General features: G+C 61.1%; 16 protein-coding genes and 1 pseudogene. 3 read left to right on the top strand and 14 right to left on the bottom strand.

Features of this window, described 5'->3' with window-relative positions:
* Nucleotides 1-2: 2 nt before the first annotated feature.
* From leuC to BW975_RS00935, 3 genes are all read right to left on the bottom strand, one after another.
* Nucleotides 3-1,406: a 3-isopropylmalate dehydratase large subunit gene (leuC, locus tag BW975_RS00925; protein ID WP_076530177.1), complete on the bottom strand. Its 1,404-nt coding sequence runs from the start codon at nt 1,404-1,406 to the stop codon at nt 3-5.
* A gap of 307 nt (nt 1,407-1,713) precedes the next feature.
* Entirely contained in the window at nt 1,714-2,415 is a 702-nt protein-coding gene (locus BW975_RS00930) for a response regulator (RefSeq protein WP_076530179.1), read from the bottom strand.
* On the bottom strand, nt 2,412-2,909 hold the full coding sequence (locus BW975_RS00935; RefSeq protein ID WP_076530181.1) for a MarR family winged helix-turn-helix transcriptional regulator: 498 nt from the start codon (nt 2,907-2,909) through the stop codon (nt 2,412-2,414). Before BW975_RS00935 ends, BW975_RS00930 begins: the two co-directional genes overlap by 4 nt.
* 153 nt (nt 2,910-3,062) lie before the next feature.
* Between BW975_RS00935 and BW975_RS00940 the strand changes: the two genes are divergently transcribed.
* Nucleotides 3,063-3,929: a branched-chain amino acid aminotransferase gene (locus BW975_RS00940; protein ID WP_076530182.1), complete on the top strand. Its 867-nt coding sequence runs from the start codon at nt 3,063-3,065 to the stop codon at nt 3,927-3,929.
* A gap of 52 nt (nt 3,930-3,981) precedes the next feature.
* Here the strand turns inward: BW975_RS00940 and BW975_RS18195 are convergent.
* From BW975_RS18195 to BW975_RS00975, 7 genes and pseudogenes are all read right to left on the bottom strand, one after another.
* Nucleotides 3,982-4,860 (bottom strand): annotated as a pseudogene (locus BW975_RS18195) (ABC transporter permease); the annotation flags it as partial.
* Between the two features lie 12 nt (nt 4,861-4,872).
* Nucleotides 4,873-6,597, bottom strand: a complete 1,725-nt coding sequence (locus tag BW975_RS18200) for an ABC transporter permease (protein WP_076530186.1) — start codon at nt 6,595-6,597, stop codon at nt 4,873-4,875.
* Nucleotide 6,598: 1 nt separating this feature from the next.
* Nucleotides 6,599-6,886 carry a DUF1330 domain-containing protein gene (locus BW975_RS00955; protein ID WP_076530188.1) on the bottom strand — a complete coding sequence of 96 codons (288 nt, stop codon included), beginning with the start codon at nt 6,884-6,886 and terminating at the stop codon, nt 6,599-6,601.
* A 100-nt stretch (nt 6,887-6,986) separates the two neighbouring features.
* Nucleotides 6,987-8,084 carry an extracellular solute-binding protein gene (locus BW975_RS00960; protein ID WP_076530190.1) on the bottom strand — a complete coding sequence of 366 codons (1,098 nt, stop codon included), beginning with the start codon at nt 8,082-8,084 and terminating at the stop codon, nt 6,987-6,989.
* Between the two features lie 101 nt (nt 8,085-8,185).
* The gene (locus tag BW975_RS00965; RefSeq protein ID WP_076530192.1) at nt 8,186-9,295 is read right to left on the bottom strand and encodes an ABC transporter ATP-binding protein; all 1,110 of its coding nucleotides are present in this window, start codon (nt 9,293-9,295) and stop codon (nt 8,186-8,188) included.
* 316 nt (nt 9,296-9,611) lie between these two features.
* A complete protein-coding gene (locus tag BW975_RS00970) occupies nt 9,612-10,982 on the bottom strand; it encodes an aspartate aminotransferase family protein (protein WP_076530193.1) in 1,371 nt (456 codons plus the stop codon).
* Nucleotides 10,983-11,101: 119 nt separating this feature from the next.
* A complete protein-coding gene (locus tag BW975_RS00975; protein ID WP_076530195.1) occupies nt 11,102-11,578 on the bottom strand; it encodes an Lrp/AsnC family transcriptional regulator in 477 nt (158 codons plus the stop codon).
* Nucleotides 11,579-11,710: 132 nt separating this feature from the next.
* Between BW975_RS00975 and BW975_RS00980 the strand changes: the two genes are divergently transcribed.
* Nucleotides 11,711-12,895, top strand: a complete 1,185-nt coding sequence (locus tag BW975_RS00980; protein WP_076530197.1) for a M24 family metallopeptidase — start codon at nt 11,711-11,713, stop codon at nt 12,893-12,895.
* A 2-nt stretch (nt 12,896-12,897) separates the two neighbouring features.
* On the opposite strand, the gene BW975_RS00985 is transcribed toward BW975_RS00980, so the two are convergent.
* Nucleotides 12,898-14,244 carry a TrkH family potassium uptake protein gene (locus BW975_RS00985; RefSeq protein WP_083686940.1) on the bottom strand — a complete coding sequence of 449 codons (1,347 nt, stop codon included), beginning with the start codon at nt 14,242-14,244 and terminating at the stop codon, nt 12,898-12,900.
* A complete protein-coding gene (locus BW975_RS00990) occupies nt 14,244-14,921 on the bottom strand; it encodes a potassium channel family protein (RefSeq protein WP_076530198.1) in 678 nt (225 codons plus the stop codon). The genes BW975_RS00985 and BW975_RS00990 overlap by 1 nt, the downstream gene beginning before the upstream one ends.
* 181 nt (nt 14,922-15,102) lie before the next feature.
* On the opposite strand from BW975_RS00990, the gene BW975_RS00995 reads away from it, so the two are divergent.
* Nucleotides 15,103-15,570 carry a DUF1203 domain-containing protein gene (locus BW975_RS00995; RefSeq protein ID WP_076530200.1) on the top strand — a complete coding sequence of 156 codons (468 nt, stop codon included), beginning with the start codon at nt 15,103-15,105 and terminating at the stop codon, nt 15,568-15,570.
* A gap of 52 nt (nt 15,571-15,622) precedes the next feature.
* On the opposite strand, the gene BW975_RS01000 is transcribed toward BW975_RS00995, so the two are convergent.
* Both BW975_RS01000 and BW975_RS01005 read right to left on the bottom strand, forming a co-directional pair.
* Entirely contained in the window at nt 15,623-17,017 is a 1,395-nt protein-coding gene (locus BW975_RS01000; RefSeq protein ID WP_076533256.1) for an aspartate aminotransferase family protein, read from the bottom strand.
* A 94-nt stretch (nt 17,018-17,111) separates the two neighbouring features.
* The gene (locus tag BW975_RS01005; RefSeq protein ID WP_076530202.1) at nt 17,112-17,810 is read right to left on the bottom strand and encodes a GntR family transcriptional regulator; all 699 of its coding nucleotides are present in this window, start codon (nt 17,808-17,810) and stop codon (nt 17,112-17,114) included.
* Between the last annotated feature and the right edge of the window lie 50 nt (nt 17,811-17,860).

A 17,860-nucleotide genomic window follows, 5' to 3' on the forward strand; every position in this document is an offset into this window, starting at 1 on the left:
CATCACATCATCTCGCGCACATCGGTGAGGCGGCCCGTTATCGCCGCCGCCGCCGCCATCGCGGGTGACATCAGGTGCGTACGTCCGCCGCGTCCCTGACGGCCCTCGAAGTTGCGGTTTGACGTTGCGGCACAGCGCTCGCCCGGCGAAAGCTGATCGGGGTTCATCGCGAGGCACATGGAGCAGCCCGCGAGGCGCCACTCGAAGCCTGCCTCAATGAAGATATCGGCCAGGCCTTCTTCCTCGGCCTGCGCGCGCACCAGGCCCGAACCGGGGACGATCATGGCCCGCAATCCGTCCTTGATTTTCTTGCCCTTCAAGATCGCGGCGGCAGCGCGCAGATCCTCGATCCGGCCGTTCGTGCAAGAGCCGATAAAGACCGTATCGATCTCGACCTCGGTCAGAGGTGTTCCGGCGGTCAGCCCCATATAGTCGAGCGAGCGCTGCGCCGCGTCCACCTTGCCGCCCGAGAAGTCGGAAGCGGCAGGAACCTTGGCGGTGATCGGCAGAACATCCTCGGGGCTGGTGCCCCAGGTCACGACCGGCGCGATATCCTCGCCCTTGAGCGTCACGACCTTGTCCCAATGCGCGTCGTCGTCTGAATAAAGCGTCTTCCACCACGCGAGCGCGGCTTCCCACTGCGCGCCCTTGGGCGCATGCGGGCGGCCCATGCAATACTCAAACGTCTTCTCATCCGGTGCAATCAGGCCGGCGCGCGCGCCGCCCTCGATCGCCATGTTGCAGACGGTCATGCGGCCTTCCATCGACAGATCGCGAATGGCCTCGCCGCAATACTCGATGACATAGCCGGTGCCGCCCGCCGTTCCGGTCTCGCCAATCACGCTGAGGGTGATGTCCTTGGCAGTGACGCCCGGCGCGAGCTTGCCGGTGATCTCGACCTTCATGTTCTTGCCCTTACGCTGGATCAGCGTCTGGGTGGCAAGAACATGCTCAACCTCGGAGGTACCGATACCATGCGCCAACGCCCCGAAGGCGCCATGCGTCGCGGTATGGCTATCGCCGCAAACGACGGTCATGCCGGGCAAGGTCCAGCCCTGCTCGGGGCCGACGATATGCACGATGCCCTGCCGCACGTCCGAAACGGGGTAGTAGTGGATCCCGAAATCGGCGGCGTTCTTGTCCAGCGCCTCAACTTGAATCTTGCTCTCGGGGTTCTCGATTCCCTTGGCGCGGTCCAGCGTCGTCGGCACGTTGTGATCCGGCACGGCGATGGTCTTGTCCGGCGCACGTACAGTGCGGCCCGTCATGCGCAGCCCCTCAAAGGCCTGCGGGCTTGTCACCTCATGAACGAGGTGGCGGTCAATATAAAGAAGGCAGGTGCCATCCTCGGCTTCGTGCACGAGATGCGCATCCCAGATCTTGTCATAGAGCGTCTTGGGGGACATAGGTCCTCTCCCATATTGTCAGAATGTGAAAGCAGTGAGCAGGCAAATGCCCGTCATAGGTGCGCAAGCACAGAGAGGGACGCGCCGAAGAACCGCCAAGGAAGGCGCGATCTGTCGTCCATGTCGATAATCTTTTTCATACGGACGAGATACTACCTGCGCCGCACGGTCGCAAGTGCGCCGGAAGGCGCATAATGCCGCCAGCAGGGCATGCATTCGGTCGAAATGCGAGTATTTTTGCCAAGATGAAAGCATAAGCGCCGCGCCTCTGCTTTTTCTTGGTGGCAAATACTCAAATCCCGCAAGCTCAATCGGGCGCCAACATATAGCCCTCGCCGCGCACCGTCTGCAGGTAGCGGGGCTGTTTCGGATCCGCCTCGATCTTGCGCCGCAGCCGCGTGATCTGAACGTCGATGGCGCGCTCCTGCGCCTGGCCGCGGTCGCGTCCCAGATCCTCGACCAATTTCGAACGGGTAACGGGCTGACGCAGGCTTTGGGAAAAGATGCGCATGAGCTGCGTCTCGGTCGCGGTGAGGCGGACCGGCTCTCCACCCTTGGTCAACTCTGCGCGCTCCATATCGTAGCGCACGGGGCCGAGCGTCAGGATCTTGGGCGCGGTGCCTTCCGCTTCGGGCTCGGGCATGCGGCGCAGGATGGCGTTGATCCGCAAGAGCAGCTCTTTCGGTTCGAAAGGTTTGGCGAGATAGTCGTCCGCTCCTGCCTCCAGCCCGCTGATGCGATCCTCCGTCTCACCCCGTGCGGTCAGCAGCAGAATGGGCGTCGTGAGCGTTTCACGCAGCGCGCGGGTCAACGCGACGCCGTCTTCGCCCGGCATCATGACGTCCATCACGATCAAATCGAATTCCAGCCCGCTCAGAACCCGGCGAGCATGGGCCGCATCCCGCGCGACCGAGACGAGAAACCCGTTCCGCGCGAGGAATTTACGCAGAAGGCCGCGGATACGCTCGTCATCATCGACGATCAGCAGATGGGGGGCCGGATCGCTCATGATTGCGCCTCTCTCAGCGTTTGGTAGCGGCGGCGCATGTCAGGATCCATCATCGCCTCCAGGACTTGCCGGAACCCGGCAACCGCACCTGGGCCGGCGGCGCGGTAAGCGGCGCGCATCCGGGCACGCTGCGCATCGCTCAGCTGCCGCTCCAGTGCGGCGCCTTCGGGAGTAAGGTGCAGGTTGCGTTCGCGCTTGTCCACCTTGCCGACGCGGCTGGCAACAAGGCCGTCCTCGACCAAGGTGCGCAAAACCCGGTTCAGCGATTGCTTGGTCACTCCGAGGATATTCAGAAGGTTCGTGACGGTCGTGCCCGGCTTGCGCGCGATGAAATGGATCGCACGGTGATGCGCCCGGCCGTAGGCCATGGTGCCGAGGATCCTGTCGGGGTCTGCGGTGAAGCCCTGATAGGCAAAGAACATCGCCTCGATCCCCTGCTGGAGCTGCTCGTCCGTCAGAAAGAGCAGCGCTTCGCCGCCTTGTGCCTCTGCCATGTCACGATCCTCTCTTTTGCCCGGAGGTTACGTCAGCTTTGTTGACTTTCCAAGTTTCAACTGGTAGCGAATCGCAGTTTCTGCGCAATTTTACGTCCGCTTCGGTCGCATTTAGCGCAACTTATGCAAAGAATGCACCTTGGAGGGCACAAAATGGTGGGCTACGATGATCGCGACGGCAAGATCTGGATGGATGGCAAGATGGTCGATTGGCGCGACGCCAACGTCCACATCCTGACGCATGCCATGCATTACGCCAGTTCGGTCTTTGAGGGCGAGCGCGCCTATAACGGCAAGATCTTCAAGAGCCGCCAACATTCAGAACGCCTGCACTATTCAGCGGGCGAATTGGACTTCGAGATCCCGTTCTCGGTGGATGAGATCGAAACCGCCAAGGCGCTGGTGTTGAAAGAAGCCGGTCTGACCGACGCCTATGTGCGCGCCATCGCCTGGCGGGGAGCAGGTCCGGACATGGGTGTCGCCAGCGCGCGCAACCCTGTTCACCTGGCCATCGCGGCATGGGAATGGGGCGCGTATTACGGCGACGCCAAGATGAAGGGTGCCAAGCTCGACATCTCGAAGTGGAAGCGCCCCAGCCCCGAAACGATCCCTGTTCATGCCAAGGCCGCCGGCCTTTACATGATCTGCACCACATCCAAACATGCCGCCGAAGCCAAGGGCTGCTCGGACGCGCTTTTCATGGATTATCGCGGCTACGTCGCCGAGGCGACGGGGGCCAACATCTTCTTCGTGAAGGATGGCGAAGTGCACACGCCGCTGGCCGATTGCTTCCTCAACGGTTTGACGCGCCAGACGGTCATTGGTCTGCTCAAGGACAAGGGGATCGCGGTGCACGAGCGGCATATCATGCCAGACGAGATGGAAGGGTTCGAGCAGTGCTGGCTGACCGGCACCGCCGCCGAGGTGACGCCCGTTGGCCAGATCGGAGATTACCATTTTGAGGTCGGCGCGCTGACGCGGGACATTGCGGAGACGTATGAAAAGCTGGTGCGCAGCTAAGCCACGCCATCGCGAAAGACAAAGGGCGCTCCGAAGAGCGCCCTTTTTGCATTTATCCCGGCGACATGCCGCGCAGTCGTTCGGACCTTCGTCTGAGCAATTCCACCGTCGTCAGCAGCGCGATCGAGATACAGACAAGGATCGTCGCCACCGCGAGAATTGTCGGTGAAATCTGTTCGCGCAGGCCGGTGAACATCTGCCACGGCAGAGTCTTTTGAGAGGCCGAGCCAACGAAAAGCACAACCACAACTTCGTCGAAGGATGTGATGAAGGCAAACAGGCCGCCCGAAATGACGCCGGGCAGGATCAGCGGCATCTGTACGCGAAAAAAGGTGGTCACCGGGTTCGCGCCCATATTCGCCGCGGCGCGCGTCAGCGACCGGTCAAAGCCGACCAGCGTTGCCGTCACCGTGATGATCACGAAGGGAATGCCCAGCACGGCATGGGCGAGGATAACCTTGATATAGCCGACGAGGTTCTTATCGAGGCCGATCGAGTTCTCCATGAAGTTGCCGATCTTCGAGTAGAAGAAGAACATGCCGGTGGCCGAAATGATCAGTGGCACAATCATGGGCGAGATCAGGATCGCCATGATCGCGCGGCGGAACGGCACATGGCTCTGGCTGAGGCCGATGGCCGCGAGCGTGCCGAGGCTGACCGAAATCAGTGTCGCGATCGGCGCGATGATCAGCGAGTTCTTGAAGCTCCGCTGCCACTCGTTGTTCGTGAAGAAATCGCGGTAATGCTTGAGCGAATATCCGTCGGGATCGAAGCTGAGCATTTCGGGCGTGAAGGTAAAGAAGTTCTCGGCGTTGAACGACAGCGGGATGACCACCAGGATCGGTGTGATGAGGAAGATGAAGATTAGCGCACAGATCACCCGGAAGGCATAGTACCAGACGCGTTGGCCGAACGTGGCGTAGATAGGAAGGCTCATGTCGCGTTACCCCAGTTTCACGTTATCGATGCCGACGATCTTGTCGTAGCACCAGTATAGCAGCAGCACGACGGCCAGCAGGATGGTGCCCAGCGCGGCCGCAAGGCCCCAGTTCAGGCTGGACGAGATGTGATAGGCGATCCGGTTCGAGATGAAGACACCCTTGGTGCCGCCAACGATTTCGGGCGTGATGTAGTAGCCGATCGACAGGATGAAGACGAGGATACTGCCCGCACCGATGCCCGGAATGGATTGCGGGAAATAGACCCGCCAGAAGGCGGTCCAATTGGTCGCGCCTAATGATTTCGCGGCACGCAGATAGCTGGGATTGATCGTCTGCATCACCGAATACATCGGCAGGATCATGAAGGGCAGCAGGATATGCGTCATCGCGATGATGGTACCGAACTGGTTGTTGATCATGATCAGCCGGTTCTCATCGGCAACGAGACCCGCCCACACCAGCACGTCGTTGATGACGCCCTGTTGTTGCAGCATCACCTTCCACGCAGAGGTCCGCACCAGAAGCGACGTCCAGAAGGGTAGCAAAACGAGAATCATCAGCACGTTGGCCTGGCGCATCGGCAGGTTCGACAGCAGCCATGCGACGGGATAGCCCAGCAGGATGCACGCGCCCATGATGGTCATCGACATGATCAGTGTGCGGATGAACAGCTGGATCAGCACGCGTGTATTCTCGGGCTGAACGGAAATGCCTTCCGGGGTCTTCTGCATGTCGATGGCGTTGAGGAAATAACCGCTCGTGTAGGGGGCGCTATGCGTTTGAATCACGCGCCATGTCTCAAGCAGCACCCAATCTTCATCGATATCGGCAAAGATGGCGCGGTAATCGGGCGGTGCCAGTCCGGCTTCTGCCAGCGCGGCGAGCGCGTCCCTGTGCGGTCCATCATAGGCGGCGAGGCGCTCGGCGAAACCGGGGCTGGTCACATCATCAAGAAGGCCAAGATACACGGTTTCGACGGGCTTTTCCTCGGCCACGACGTCGTTATTGATCAGCCCCGCGATCACGCCGAAGGCGGTGTAGGCGCGCGTGGCGATCGGCAAGAGCTCGGACGCAGCCAGCGATGGGCTGAAGTTCATCTCGCCGGTCGGCACCTCGTCTGCCATGTTGCGAATGCGTTTTTGCTGCGCGTTCAGCAGATCCTCGTCAACCTCCGTGCCTTCGGGCGCGTTGAAGATCTCGTAATAGGTCTCACGCTCGCCCCAGCGGGGATCGACCTCCTCAAGGATGTCCTGTGCGTCCTTGCCAGGATCATCCATCTTTCGCCCGGCCTGACGAAAGAGCGAGGACATGCCGCTAGCCTCATAATTGAGCCGCGAGCCGAGACGCGTGTGCCGCTTCATCTCATCCGCAAGGAAGAGATCGTAATACATCGCGCGGAACACAGGCTCGCCCGGCAGCTCGTCTCCAGAGCCGTCCCACTGGTTCAGCTCTTCGACGGTGTAGGGCAGCGTGTCCTCGACGATCTGGTTTTCGACCGAGCGGAACAGCATATCGCCGATGGGAAAAATGAAGGAGATGAGCACAAAGATCAGCAGCGGGGCGATCAGGCCCAGCGCGCGCATCTTCTGAACGCGCAGGGCTTTGTTCAAGCTCCGCTTGAGCGGCGTGCCATCGGCGGCCAATACCGGACCACTTTTGTCGCTGCGCGCGACCTTCAAGCCGTCATCGGGTGTGGGGCCGGTGGCTGCTGTTGTTGCGTCGCTCATTTCAGGCCCCTTCGACCAAGACAATCACGCTGTCGGCACTGTCCCTGCGGATCTCCGCGACGGCCTGATAGTCAGGGTCGTCATAGGCGCTGCGTGCGGCAGCATAACTGGGAAATTCGATGACCACGTGGCGCTGAAGCGTCTCGCCCTCAAGCTGTTCGGACTGGCCGCCCCGGACGACGAAACGTCCGCCGTGCCTCTCGAGGATCGCGGTGTCGCGCGCAACGTATTCGCGATACGCTTCGGCGTTCTTCACCGAGATATGTCCGATCAAATAGCCCTTGGGCATACGTGTGCCGTCCCTGTTTGAAATGTGCGGCCCGTACATTGCGCGCCGCACGTCTTGTTTGGCGGTGAGGCGGGCCGCATGGCCCGCCTCGTGCCGGATCTTATTGTGCCAGCCACGCCTGGAATTTGGCGTCGATGTCATCGCGGTAGTCGGCCCAGAACTCGTAGTTGTAGAGGAACGTGTTCTTGGCGTTTTCGGGATCGGTCGGCATGTGCGGCGCCATGTCGATGCCCAGCTCGGCATGCTTGCCGACCAGCGGGGCCGACGACTTGCGAGCGGGACCGTAGCTGATGTAGGCGGCCTGGTCGGCCAGGCGCTGCGTATCGGTCGCGAACTTGAGGTAATCAAGTGCCGCCGCCTGACGCTCTTCGCTGAGGCCGGTAGGAATGATGAAGCCGTCGATGTCGAAGACCTGTGCGTCCCACAGCATGGCGACGGGCTGATCCTGCTCTTCGATCAGGCTGAACAGACGGCCGTTATAGGTCGAACCCATGACGACTTCGCCATCGGCCAGAAGCTGAGGCGTATCCGCACCGGCCGACCACCAGACGACGCTGTCACGGATCGTGTCCAGCTTGTCCAGCGCCTGCTGCTGGCCTTCGTCGGTCTCCAGCACGTCATAGACGTCTTCTTTGGCGACGCCGTCGCACAGAAGGGCCCACTCCATGTTGTTGATCGGACGCTTTTCCAGCGAACGCTTGCCGGGATAGGCTTCGAGGTCGAAGACGTCGCAGACATCATCCGGAGGCGTGTCGCCGACCAGGTCGGTGCGATAGCCGAAGGTGGTCGAATATACGATCGTCGGAACGTAGCAATCCGAGACCAGCAGATCGCCGAAATCTTCTTCGGCGGTCGAGCCGTCATCGCCGGGTGCCAGCATCTCGTTGAAGTCGATTTCCATCGCGAGACCTTCGTCGCACAGACGGATCGCGTCGGCGGCAACCACGTCGACCACATCCCACGTGATGTTGTCGGCTTCGTTCATCGCGCGCAGCTTGGCCACGGCCTCGTTCGAGCTGTCGTCATTGATGATCTTGATGCCGGTCTTCTCGGTGAAGGGCTCATGATAGGCCTTCTGCTGCGAGTTGGAGTAGGCGCCGCCCCAGCTGACGACGGTCAGTTCTTCGACTTCGGCCGAAGCCATGCCTGCAACTGCGGTCAGCGCGGTCGAGGCCAGAAGTGTTTTGGTTAATTTCATTTCATTCTCCCTAGTGAGGCCCGGTTTTGATCTTTGATGAGGGGGTGGCACGGGCCTGTCCACATATCCCTCTGTTCATCGGACCCCGAAGGGCCGCGATATCATGCGGCCGGCGCGTCGAGCGCGCGGCAATCCTGTGGCAGCCAGCCGATTTCCAGCTGCTCGCCGGGCTGAAGGCGCCGCTGATCGGGGGCGTTCCGCGTTTTGACGATGAAATCATCCGTGCCCGCGACCCGAAGGCGCGTGCGGAAAATATCGCCCATGTAAACGAATTCCAGCACCTCGGCCTTGAGCGTATGCGCGCCCTTTTGCAGACGGTTCTTGTCAAACTCGACACGTTCGGGGCGGATCGAGACTTGCGTCCGCTCGCCGGCCTTGGTGACGTTGACCGGAAAGCAATCAATCATCCCGCCGCCATCCAGCTGAACCAGCGCAGTGCCATCCTTGATCTCTTTGACCACACCTTGCAGCGTGTTGTTCTCGCCGATGAACTGCGCGACGAAACTGTTCTCGGGCTGCTCATAAAGCACGTCAGGCGCCGCGATCTGCTGAATGCGCCCGTCGTCAAACACCGCGACGCGGTCCGACATGGTCAGGGCTTCGGTTTGATCGTGGGTCACGTAAACCGTTGTAATCCCCAGATTATGCGCCAGATCCGTAATCTCGAACTGCATCTTTTCGCGCAGCTGCTTGTCCAGCGCGCCGAGCGGTTCGTCCATGAGGACCAGCTCGGGCTCAAACACCAGCGCCCGGGCCAGCGCAACGCGCTGCTGCTGACCACCCGAAAGCTGCGCGGGGCGACGGCCACCGAAATTGCCCATCTCGACCATGTCGAGCGCGCGTTTGACCTTTTTCTCGCGCTCGTCTTTGCCGATCTTGCGCACCTCCAGCGGAAAGCTGAGGTTTTCGGCAATCGTCATATGCGGGAAAAGGGCGTAGTTCTGAAACACCATGCCGATGCCGCGCTTGTGCGGCGGGATGTTGTTGATCGAGGTGCCGCCGAGGCGGATATCGCCATGTGTCGCGGTCTCGAAGCCGGCAAGCATCATCAGGCAGGTCGTCTTGCCCGAGCCCGACGGCCCCAGCATGGTTAGAAACTCGCCCTTGGGAACTGACAGGTTGAGGTCTTTGACGACCAGAGTTTCCCCATCATAACTTTTTTGCACGCGATCGAATTCGACGAACGCGTCGCTGGTCTGCGACTCGGCCAAAAGAGTCTCCCCGTTGTTTATCTTACTCGCGATCCATGCCGCGTTGAGGGCAGACTAAACCGCCATTCGCGCATCATTGCAACCGTGATGCGTCACTTTTTCGCGCAAATGCGGCGCCCGCATTGCTGCGGCCTGATGTCGAGCCGATCGGAGCACTGATCGGCAGACATATGCTACCGACCTTTTGGAAGGGCAGACCCTTGTGACGAGAAGACTTCGGGCGCCGGGCAGTTGCCAGCGCGTCGCCTGTCGCGGCCATTAGAAAAGGAGCGCCCCCTTGGACGCCCCCACTCTTGAAACTTGCTGAAATCGCGCTTCAGCCAAGCACGGCCTTGACGGCTTCTACAGTCTTGCTGACGACCTCATCCGCCTCAGCGCGCGTCAGACAGAAAGGCGGCGCGAAACCCAGAATATCGCCCTGCGGCATCGCCCGCCCGATCACGCCGCGAGACATCAGAGCCGCAGTCACCTGCGGGCCGACCTTGTCCGCCGCATCAAAGAAGTGGCGTCCGTCCCGCTCCTTGACGAACTCGACCGCGCACATCATCCCCTCGCCGCGAATATCGCCGACATGGGGATGATCGCCCAGCGCGTCCTTCATCGCCGCGTTCAGATATGCGCCAGTTTCGCGGTTGTTCTCGATCAGGTTCAGATCATCGAGCACTTTGAGGTTGGCCACGCCCGCCGCCGCGCCGATGGGATGCGCCGAATAGGTCCAGCCGTGGCCGATGGGGCCATTCTCGTCCGTGCCCTGCTCCAGCACCTTCCACATCCGGTCTGACACGATGCTGCCCGAAAGGGGCGCATAGGCACTGGTCAAGCCCTTGGCGATGGTCATCAGGTCAGGCTTCATTCCGTAGTGGTCCGAGCCCATCATGCTGCCCGTGCGGCCAAAGCCGGTCACGACCTCATCCGCGATCAAGAGGATGTCATGCTTGTCCAGAACCTTCTGGATCGCGTCCCAATACCCGGCGGGCGGCGGGACGAGGCCGCCGGTGCCCAGAACCGGCTCGCCGATGAAGCCCGCGATGGTGTCGGCGCCATCCTGGGCGATCAGCTCTTCCAGCTTGTCCACGCAATGCTGCACGAACTGCGCTTCGGTCTGGTCCTGATCCGCGCGGCGAAAGTAATAGGGCGCCTCGGTATGGATCACCTGCTCCAGCGGCAGATCGAACTTCTTGTGAAACAGCTCGAGCCCCGTCAGCGAGCCGGTCATCAGCCCCGAGCCGTGATAGCCGCGCCAGCGCGAGATAATCTTTTTCTTCTGCGGGCGGCCGAGGATATTGTTGTAATACCAGAGCAGCTTGATGTTGGTTTCGTTGGCATCGGACCCAGACAGGCCGAAATAGACCTTGGACATATGCGCAGGCGAGCGATCCAGGACCATCTTGGCCAACGTGATCGACGCCTCGGTGCCGTGGCCGACATAGGCGTGGTAGTAGGCCAGCTCATGCGCTTGCGCGGCAATCGCCTCTGAAATCTCGGTGCGGCCATAGCCGACGTTCACGCAATAAAGACCGGCGAAGGCATCCAGATGCTTGTTTCCCTCACGATCCTCAATGTGGCAGCCCTTGGCGCCAGTGATAATGCGGCTCTGCATCTCGCCGCGCGCGAATTGCGCCAGATGCGTGGACGGATGAAAGAAATTGTCGCGGTCCCATTCGGCCAGCTGATCGTTTCTGAGCATCGGAATCTCCTAAAAACTGAAGGCCGCGCAATCGCGGCGGTATCTGCGGCGCAAGATGCCGCAAGCCATGCAGGGTGTGTAACTGAATAATCGCCAGTGTGCAGAAGATTCTTCTGTGCTTAGTCCAACAGCGCAGAAAATGGTGGCACGGGACTCTCCTTGACCGTCTTGGTCACGACATATGTGAAGTACCGCGCCAGTCCGATCCCGGCATCCAGCATGTCATCCAGGAGGTCCTGATACCCTTCGATATCCCGCGCGACGATATGCAAGAGGTAGTCATAACCACCGCCCAGCGCCCAACAGCCCATCACCTGATCATAGCCCGCCATCGCCGCCTCAAAGCGGCGGAAATCGGCACCGGTGTGACCCGTCAACTCGGCGGTGACAAAAACCGACACGTGCGGACCCAGTTTGCGCAGGGCGATACGCGCGTGCACACCCTCGATGACACCCGCCTCCTGCAGCTTGCGCACACGCTCCCAGCAGGGGCTGGCCGATAGGCCTACCTCGCCGGCCAGTTGCGCGTTGGTCATGCGCCCGTTCCGCGCGAGTGCGCGCAAGATATCGAGATCGCGGGCGTCGAGACGGGTCATGGCATGTATCGTGAGGCAGGGGTCATCCTTCACCAATGGGCACAGAACCTCGCCTCGTCAACGCGCCCCTTGCGCAATCGGGTTTTTCGGCATGAGATGCGCGGCGAAACATCCGAAGGAAAGGCCCCCCCGATGATTGAAAAGGATATCCCCTTCAGCACCGCCGAGTATGAGCGGCGGCTGACCAAGACGCGCCGGGCAATGGAAGACGCAGGCATCGACGTGCTGTTTTGCACCGATCCCAGCAATCAGAACTGGCTGACCGCCTATGACGGCTGGTCGTTCTACGTCCATCAGGGCGTGCTGGTAACGCGGGATGGCCCGCCCATCTGGTGGGGGCGGTATATGGACATGATGGGCGGGCGGCGCACCTGCTGGATGGAGGATGAACACGTTCTTGGCTACGAAGATCACTACATCCAAAGCACCGTGCGCCACCCGATGCAGGATCTGGCCGCGCGGATCCGCGACATGGGGCTGGGCGGCGCCCGTATCGGGGTCGAGATGGAGAATTATTATTATTCGGCCAAGGCCCATGCCGTGCTCACCGCCGAGTTGCCGGAGGCCGAGTTTGTAGACGCGACCGCGCTGGTCAACTGGCAGCGACTGGTCAAGTCGGACGAAGAGATCGGCTTCATGCGCCGCGCCGCGCGCATCACCGACAAGGTGATCGAGACCGCGATCGAGCGGGCCGCGCCGGGCGTGCGCAAGAACGATCTGGTCGCAGACGTCCTGCATGCCGGCATCACGGGGCTAGGGGGCGACTGGGGCGATTATCCGGCGATCCTGCCGCTGACCCCCTCGGGCGCGGATGCCACGGCCGCGCACCTGACTTGGGACGGCAAACCGATGAAGGCGGGCGAGGCCACGTTTTTTGAGCTGTCAGGTGTCTATCGCCGCTATCACGCGCCGCTCAGCCGGACCGTCTTTCTGGGCACACCGCCCGATGACATGCTGCGCGCCGAGGCCGCACAGATCGAGGGGATCGACGCAGGGCTTGAGGCCGCGCGCGCCGGTGCGCGCACCTGCGACATCGCCAATGCCTTCATGGGCGTTCTGGCCCGCCACGGGATCGAGCGGTCGGGCCGCATGGGCTATCCCGTCGGCGTCAGCTATCCGCCCGACTGGGGCGAGCGCACCGCGTCGATCCGCAGCGAGGATGACACCGTGCTCGAGCCGGGCATGGTCTTTCACTTCATGCCCGCGCTTTGGATGGACACTTGGGGCCTCGAGACGACCGAGACGATCCTGATCAAGGAGAGCGGCGCCGCCGAGCCGCTTTGCAGTCAGCCGCGCAAGCTCTTCGTCAAGGATTGAGATCAGCCAAGATAGACCTGACCCTTGGGATAGCGCACGCGCGGCACACTGCGCGTTGCCAGGAAAAACCCGAGGGTCAGGGGGCCGACGCGACCGAGAAACATGATCAGCATGATCACTGCACGGCCCACCCCGTCCAGCTCGCCCGTCGCGCCGCGCGACAGGCCGACCGTGCCGAAGGCCGATGTCACCTCGAAGGCGAGATCCAGAAAATCACCGTCATGCGAGATGGATGTGACAAAGATCCCGGTCAGGACGACCAGCATGCTGACCATGGTCAGGGCCAGCACTTTTTGCACCTCATCGGCGCCAAGGCTGCGACCAAAGGCGTTAAGCTGGGTCTGGCGTTTGAAAAAGGCGATCGTTGCGATGACCAGAACGATCAGCGTCGTCACCTTTATGCCGCCCGCGGTCGAGGTGCTGCCGCCACCGACAACCATCAACGCCATTGTCATCAGCGTTGTGCTGTCATGCATCGCCCCAGTATCAATCGAATTGAAGCCCGCGGTGCGTGTCGTTACGGCCTGAAACCAGCTGGCCCAGATGCGCGATCCGGTATCGGGCAGACCGCCCAATGTGCCGGGGTTGGTCCATTCCAGAGCCGCAAACATCGGCCATGAAAACCCGATCAGCGCAACCGTGCCAACGATCATCAACTTGGAATGAAGGGTCAGGCGGCGCCACTGGCGTACCTCGTAAAGATCCGCCAACACGATAAATCCAAGGCCGCCGAGGATGAATAGTGCCGGGATCACCAGATTGATTATCGGATCAGAAGCATATCCCATCAGGCTATCGGGATAGAGCGCGAAGCCGGCATTGTTGAACGCCGATACAGAATGGAAAAGCGCGTGACCTATCCCCTTGGCCCAGCCAAGCTCGGGCACGAAGACAAAACTGAGAAGCGCCGCGCCGATCAACTCACACAGGAGAGCAACGGTTATGATGACACGCGCGATGTCTGTCAGGTTATGAAGCGCCTTCTGATTGACCTCTTCGCGCAGGACGACGCGGTATGGCAGGCCGATAGGAATGCCCAACAGTGTCAGCAGCATCACGGCAAAGGCCATTAATCCAAGGCCGCCTAGCTGGATCAACAGCGCGATGACCACCTGCCCAAACGGGGTAAACGCGCTACCCGTATCAACGACGATCAGTCCGGTCACCGTCACGGCCGAGGTGGACGTAAAGAGGGCATCCCACGCCGAAACGTCGCCATGATTGGAAACCGGCAGCCAGAGCAGCACACCGCCGAGCAAAGTGAAGACCAGGTAGATGACGGCCAAGGTCGCAGGCGGCGTCAAACGCCAACGCCAGCCCGACCTTGCCCCCACAAACCGGCGCGCCATCAGAGGCTGGCCGCAAAGCTGCGCAGGTTGGCCCTCTGGCCCAGAAGCAACAACAAATCATCTTTTTGAAGCGTGCAGTCGCTGCCGTCGCAGCCCAGCCATTCGGTCCCGCGCATGGCCCCGACGCAGCGCAGGTCATAATCTGTATCGTAGGGGATATCCGTCAGCTTCTTGCCTTCGAGCGTTTCGGGAATGCGAAAATTCACCACGTTGAACCCGTTGCCGAGGCTGACATAATCGCGCACCAGCGGATTGTGCAGAACCTGCGCAATATGCTGGCCCACCTCCACCTCGGGGTGAATGATTCGGTCGACCTTCATCTTGCTGAGAATGCGGTGATGCGTCTTGCTCATTGCCTTGGCCCAGACCGTCTCGACCCCGATGGTCTTGAGGTTGATCGCCGCAAGGATGCTGGATTCCAGATCATCTCCGATGGCAACCACGGCCACACTGCAATCGCCCACACCCGCCTCGCGCAGGGCGGTCTCATTGCGCGCATCCACGATCAGGGCTTGGCTCAGAACGTCGGCCTGTGCGTTCACAGCCTTCTCGTCGTGGTCCATGCCGATGACGTAATTGCCAAACCGAACCAGCTCGCTTGCCACCGTGGCGCCAAAATTGCCGAGCCCGATCACCGCGTAGGCCCGTTGCCGATCCGTCTTCTTGCGTCTGTTCATCATGGCTCCATGGTATGGCCGGCAATTGCACGCATGGCCGAACCCATAGGTTCGGCGGTAAGTTCCACGGCTGATTGAACAGATCACCGGGCCTTTGCGCAACAAACGGGTCGCGTGAACCGAGCAATCGGCTGTTGTCTGGTCGGGTAAAATCCCTCGTGACACAAGTTCGGAGCCTCTCATGCCGTTTCAAATCCACGCAATATCGCCCACGCTCTTTGCGCCGCTTTTCGCGCTTTCGGACACCGAATTGGCCTCCCGCAAGGCCCGGCGGATGACCGTGACCGAGCATCCGGGCACCCCCTGCCGTGTCAGCCTCGCCGATGCCCAAATCGGCGAGACGGTGCTTTTGTTGAACCACTGGCATTTACCATCACAAAGCCCCTATGCGGCCAGTCACGCGATTTTTGTGCGTCAGGGCGTGCAACAGGCCCGGCCTACGCCGGGTGAGGTGCCTGAGGTGCTGCTCTCGCGGTTGATATCCCTGCGCGTTTTCGACGATTCCGACATGATGATCCACGCGGATGCGGTCGAGGGCACGGCCTTGCCAGAGGCACTGACCGAGGCGCTGGGCCTTCCCGGCGCCGAGTACATTCACCTGCACTACGCCAAACCGGGATGCTTTGCCGCGTCTGTCACGCGCGCCTAACAAAAACGGGCGCAGCTGATGGCTGCGCCCGTTCCATACCAATCGACCTTGATCAGGCCGCCTTCATCTTGCCCTCGGCTTCGACCTGCTTGTGCGCGAGGTCAAGCGCGATCCAAGCGCGCTCGACCAGCGTGTCAATTTCGGCGTCAGTGATGACAAGGGGCGGCGAGATGATCATGCGGTCGCCGACATGGCGCATCACCAGACCGTTCTTGAAACAATGCTCACGGGTGATCAGGCCCACATCGCCCTCGTTCCCGGCGAATTTCGCGCGGCGCTCAGCATCCGGCGTCAGTTGGATCGCGCCCATCATGCCGATGGTCGATGCCTCGCCCACCAGCGGGTGATCCCCAAGCGTCGCCCATTTCTTGGCCAGATAGGCAGCAGTATGATTGGCGACGTTATCGACGATACCCTCTTCTTCGAGGATGCGCAGGTTCTCCAGCGCGACGGCGCAGGTCATCGGATGGCCCGAATAGGTGTAGCCATGTGCGAATTCGCAATTGTTGATGACCTCGGCCACCTCGTCGCAGACGATCGAGCCGCCGATCGGCGCGTAGCCACTGCTGAGACCCTTTGCGATGGTCATGATATGCGGACGGATGCCCAACGTCTCCGACGCAAACCACTTGCCGGTGCGGCCGAACGCGCAGATCACCTCGTCGGCGATCAGAAGGATGCCGTGCTTGTCGCAGATGCGCTGGATCTCGGGCCAGTAGGTGCTCGGCGGAATGATGACGCCGCCCGCGCCCTGAATGGGCTCGCCGATAAAGGCTGCGACACGGTCGGCGCCCAGCTCTTCGATCTTGGCCTCCAGCTGGCGCGCGCGCTCCAGCCCGAACTCCTCGGGGGTCATGTCGCCGCCCTCGGCCCACCAATGCGGCTGGTCGATATGGTGAATGTCGGGAATGGGCAAACCGCCCTGCTCGTGCATGAAGGTCATGCCGCCAAGGCTGCCGCTGCCCATGGATGAGCCGTGATAGGCGTTCTTGCGGCTGATGATGATGTTCTTCTCTGGGTGGCCCTTTTGCGCCCAGTAGGTGCGCACCATGCGGATGTTGGTGTCATTCGCTTCCGAGCCGGAGCCGGCGAAAAAGACATGGTTCAGAGTATCCGGCGCCAGTTGAGCCAGCTTGTTGGCCAGCGCGATCGCGGGCACATGCGTTGTCTGGAAAAACGTGTTGTAATACGGCAGCTCGCGCATCTGACGTGCGGCAGCCTCGGCCATCTCCTCGCGGCCATAGCCGATATTGACGCACCACAGGCCCGCCATCGCATCGAGGTAATCGTTGCCGTCCGTATCGGTCAGCGTCACGCCATTCGCCCGCGCAATGACGCGCGCGCCCTTGTCCTTCAATTCTCCCGCATGGGTGAAGGGGTGCATGTGGTGCGCAGCATCCAGCGCCTGAAGCTCGGACGTGGGCGGATGGTTGGCGATCATGTTCATGTGCTGGCCTTTCGCTGAAATAGAAATGAGGCTGAAAACGGCGCCTTGCCGGATGATGCCCAAAATATGATCAAATTATTCTTTGTCAATCGAATCACTTGGCCTGCGCAATACCTTGCGCGGCTTCGTGAAGTGAGGCGTGCAACTGATCCATGCCTTGCCGGACATCGGCGGCAATCGCGGCCGCAGCGGCATCTGCATCCTGGTCGATCATGGCGGCCAGAAGGTCCTTGTGATTGTCCCTGAGATTCTGCGTGCCCAATCGCCCGCAAAGCACACGCATCGCCGGACCGAATCGTAGCCATAGCCCCTCGGCCAGGTCAGCCAGAATAGGGCTGGCGGCCAGCATGTAGAGGGTCAGATGGAATTGATGATTGAGATGCAGATAGGATCGAAGATCGCCCTGCTGGATCGCGCCATCCAGCGCCCCGTCAATTCGGGTCAGCGCGTCGATATCGCCGGGCCCGGCACGTGTTGCGGCGCGGCGCGCCAGATATGGGTCCAGCCACTCGCGCGCGACGATGATCTCGCTGATGTCATCGGCGTTCAGTTGCGGCACGCTGACTCGCCGATTGCCCTGAAATTCCAGCGCGCCTTGGGAAATCAGGCGGCGGATCGCCTCGCGCACGGGGGTCATTCCGGCGCCCAAACGGTCCGTCAGCCCCTGAATCGTCACAGCCTGCCCCGGAGTCAGATCGCCGTAAAGAATCATTTCCCGCAAGCGCAGATAGACTTGTGCATGCGCGGGCAAGCCCGTGTCTTCGCTACTGAATTTTTGTGCAGAAAGCTGCATCGCGCGCGGCGCCCCCGTCGTTCAAAATGACCGAGGTTGCGAGTTTAGCG

Source organism: Roseovarius nanhaiticus (assembly GCF_900156535.1).
In the GTDB taxonomy this organism is placed as follows: domain Bacteria; phylum Pseudomonadota; class Alphaproteobacteria; order Rhodobacterales; family Rhodobacteraceae; genus Roseovarius; species Roseovarius nanhaiticus.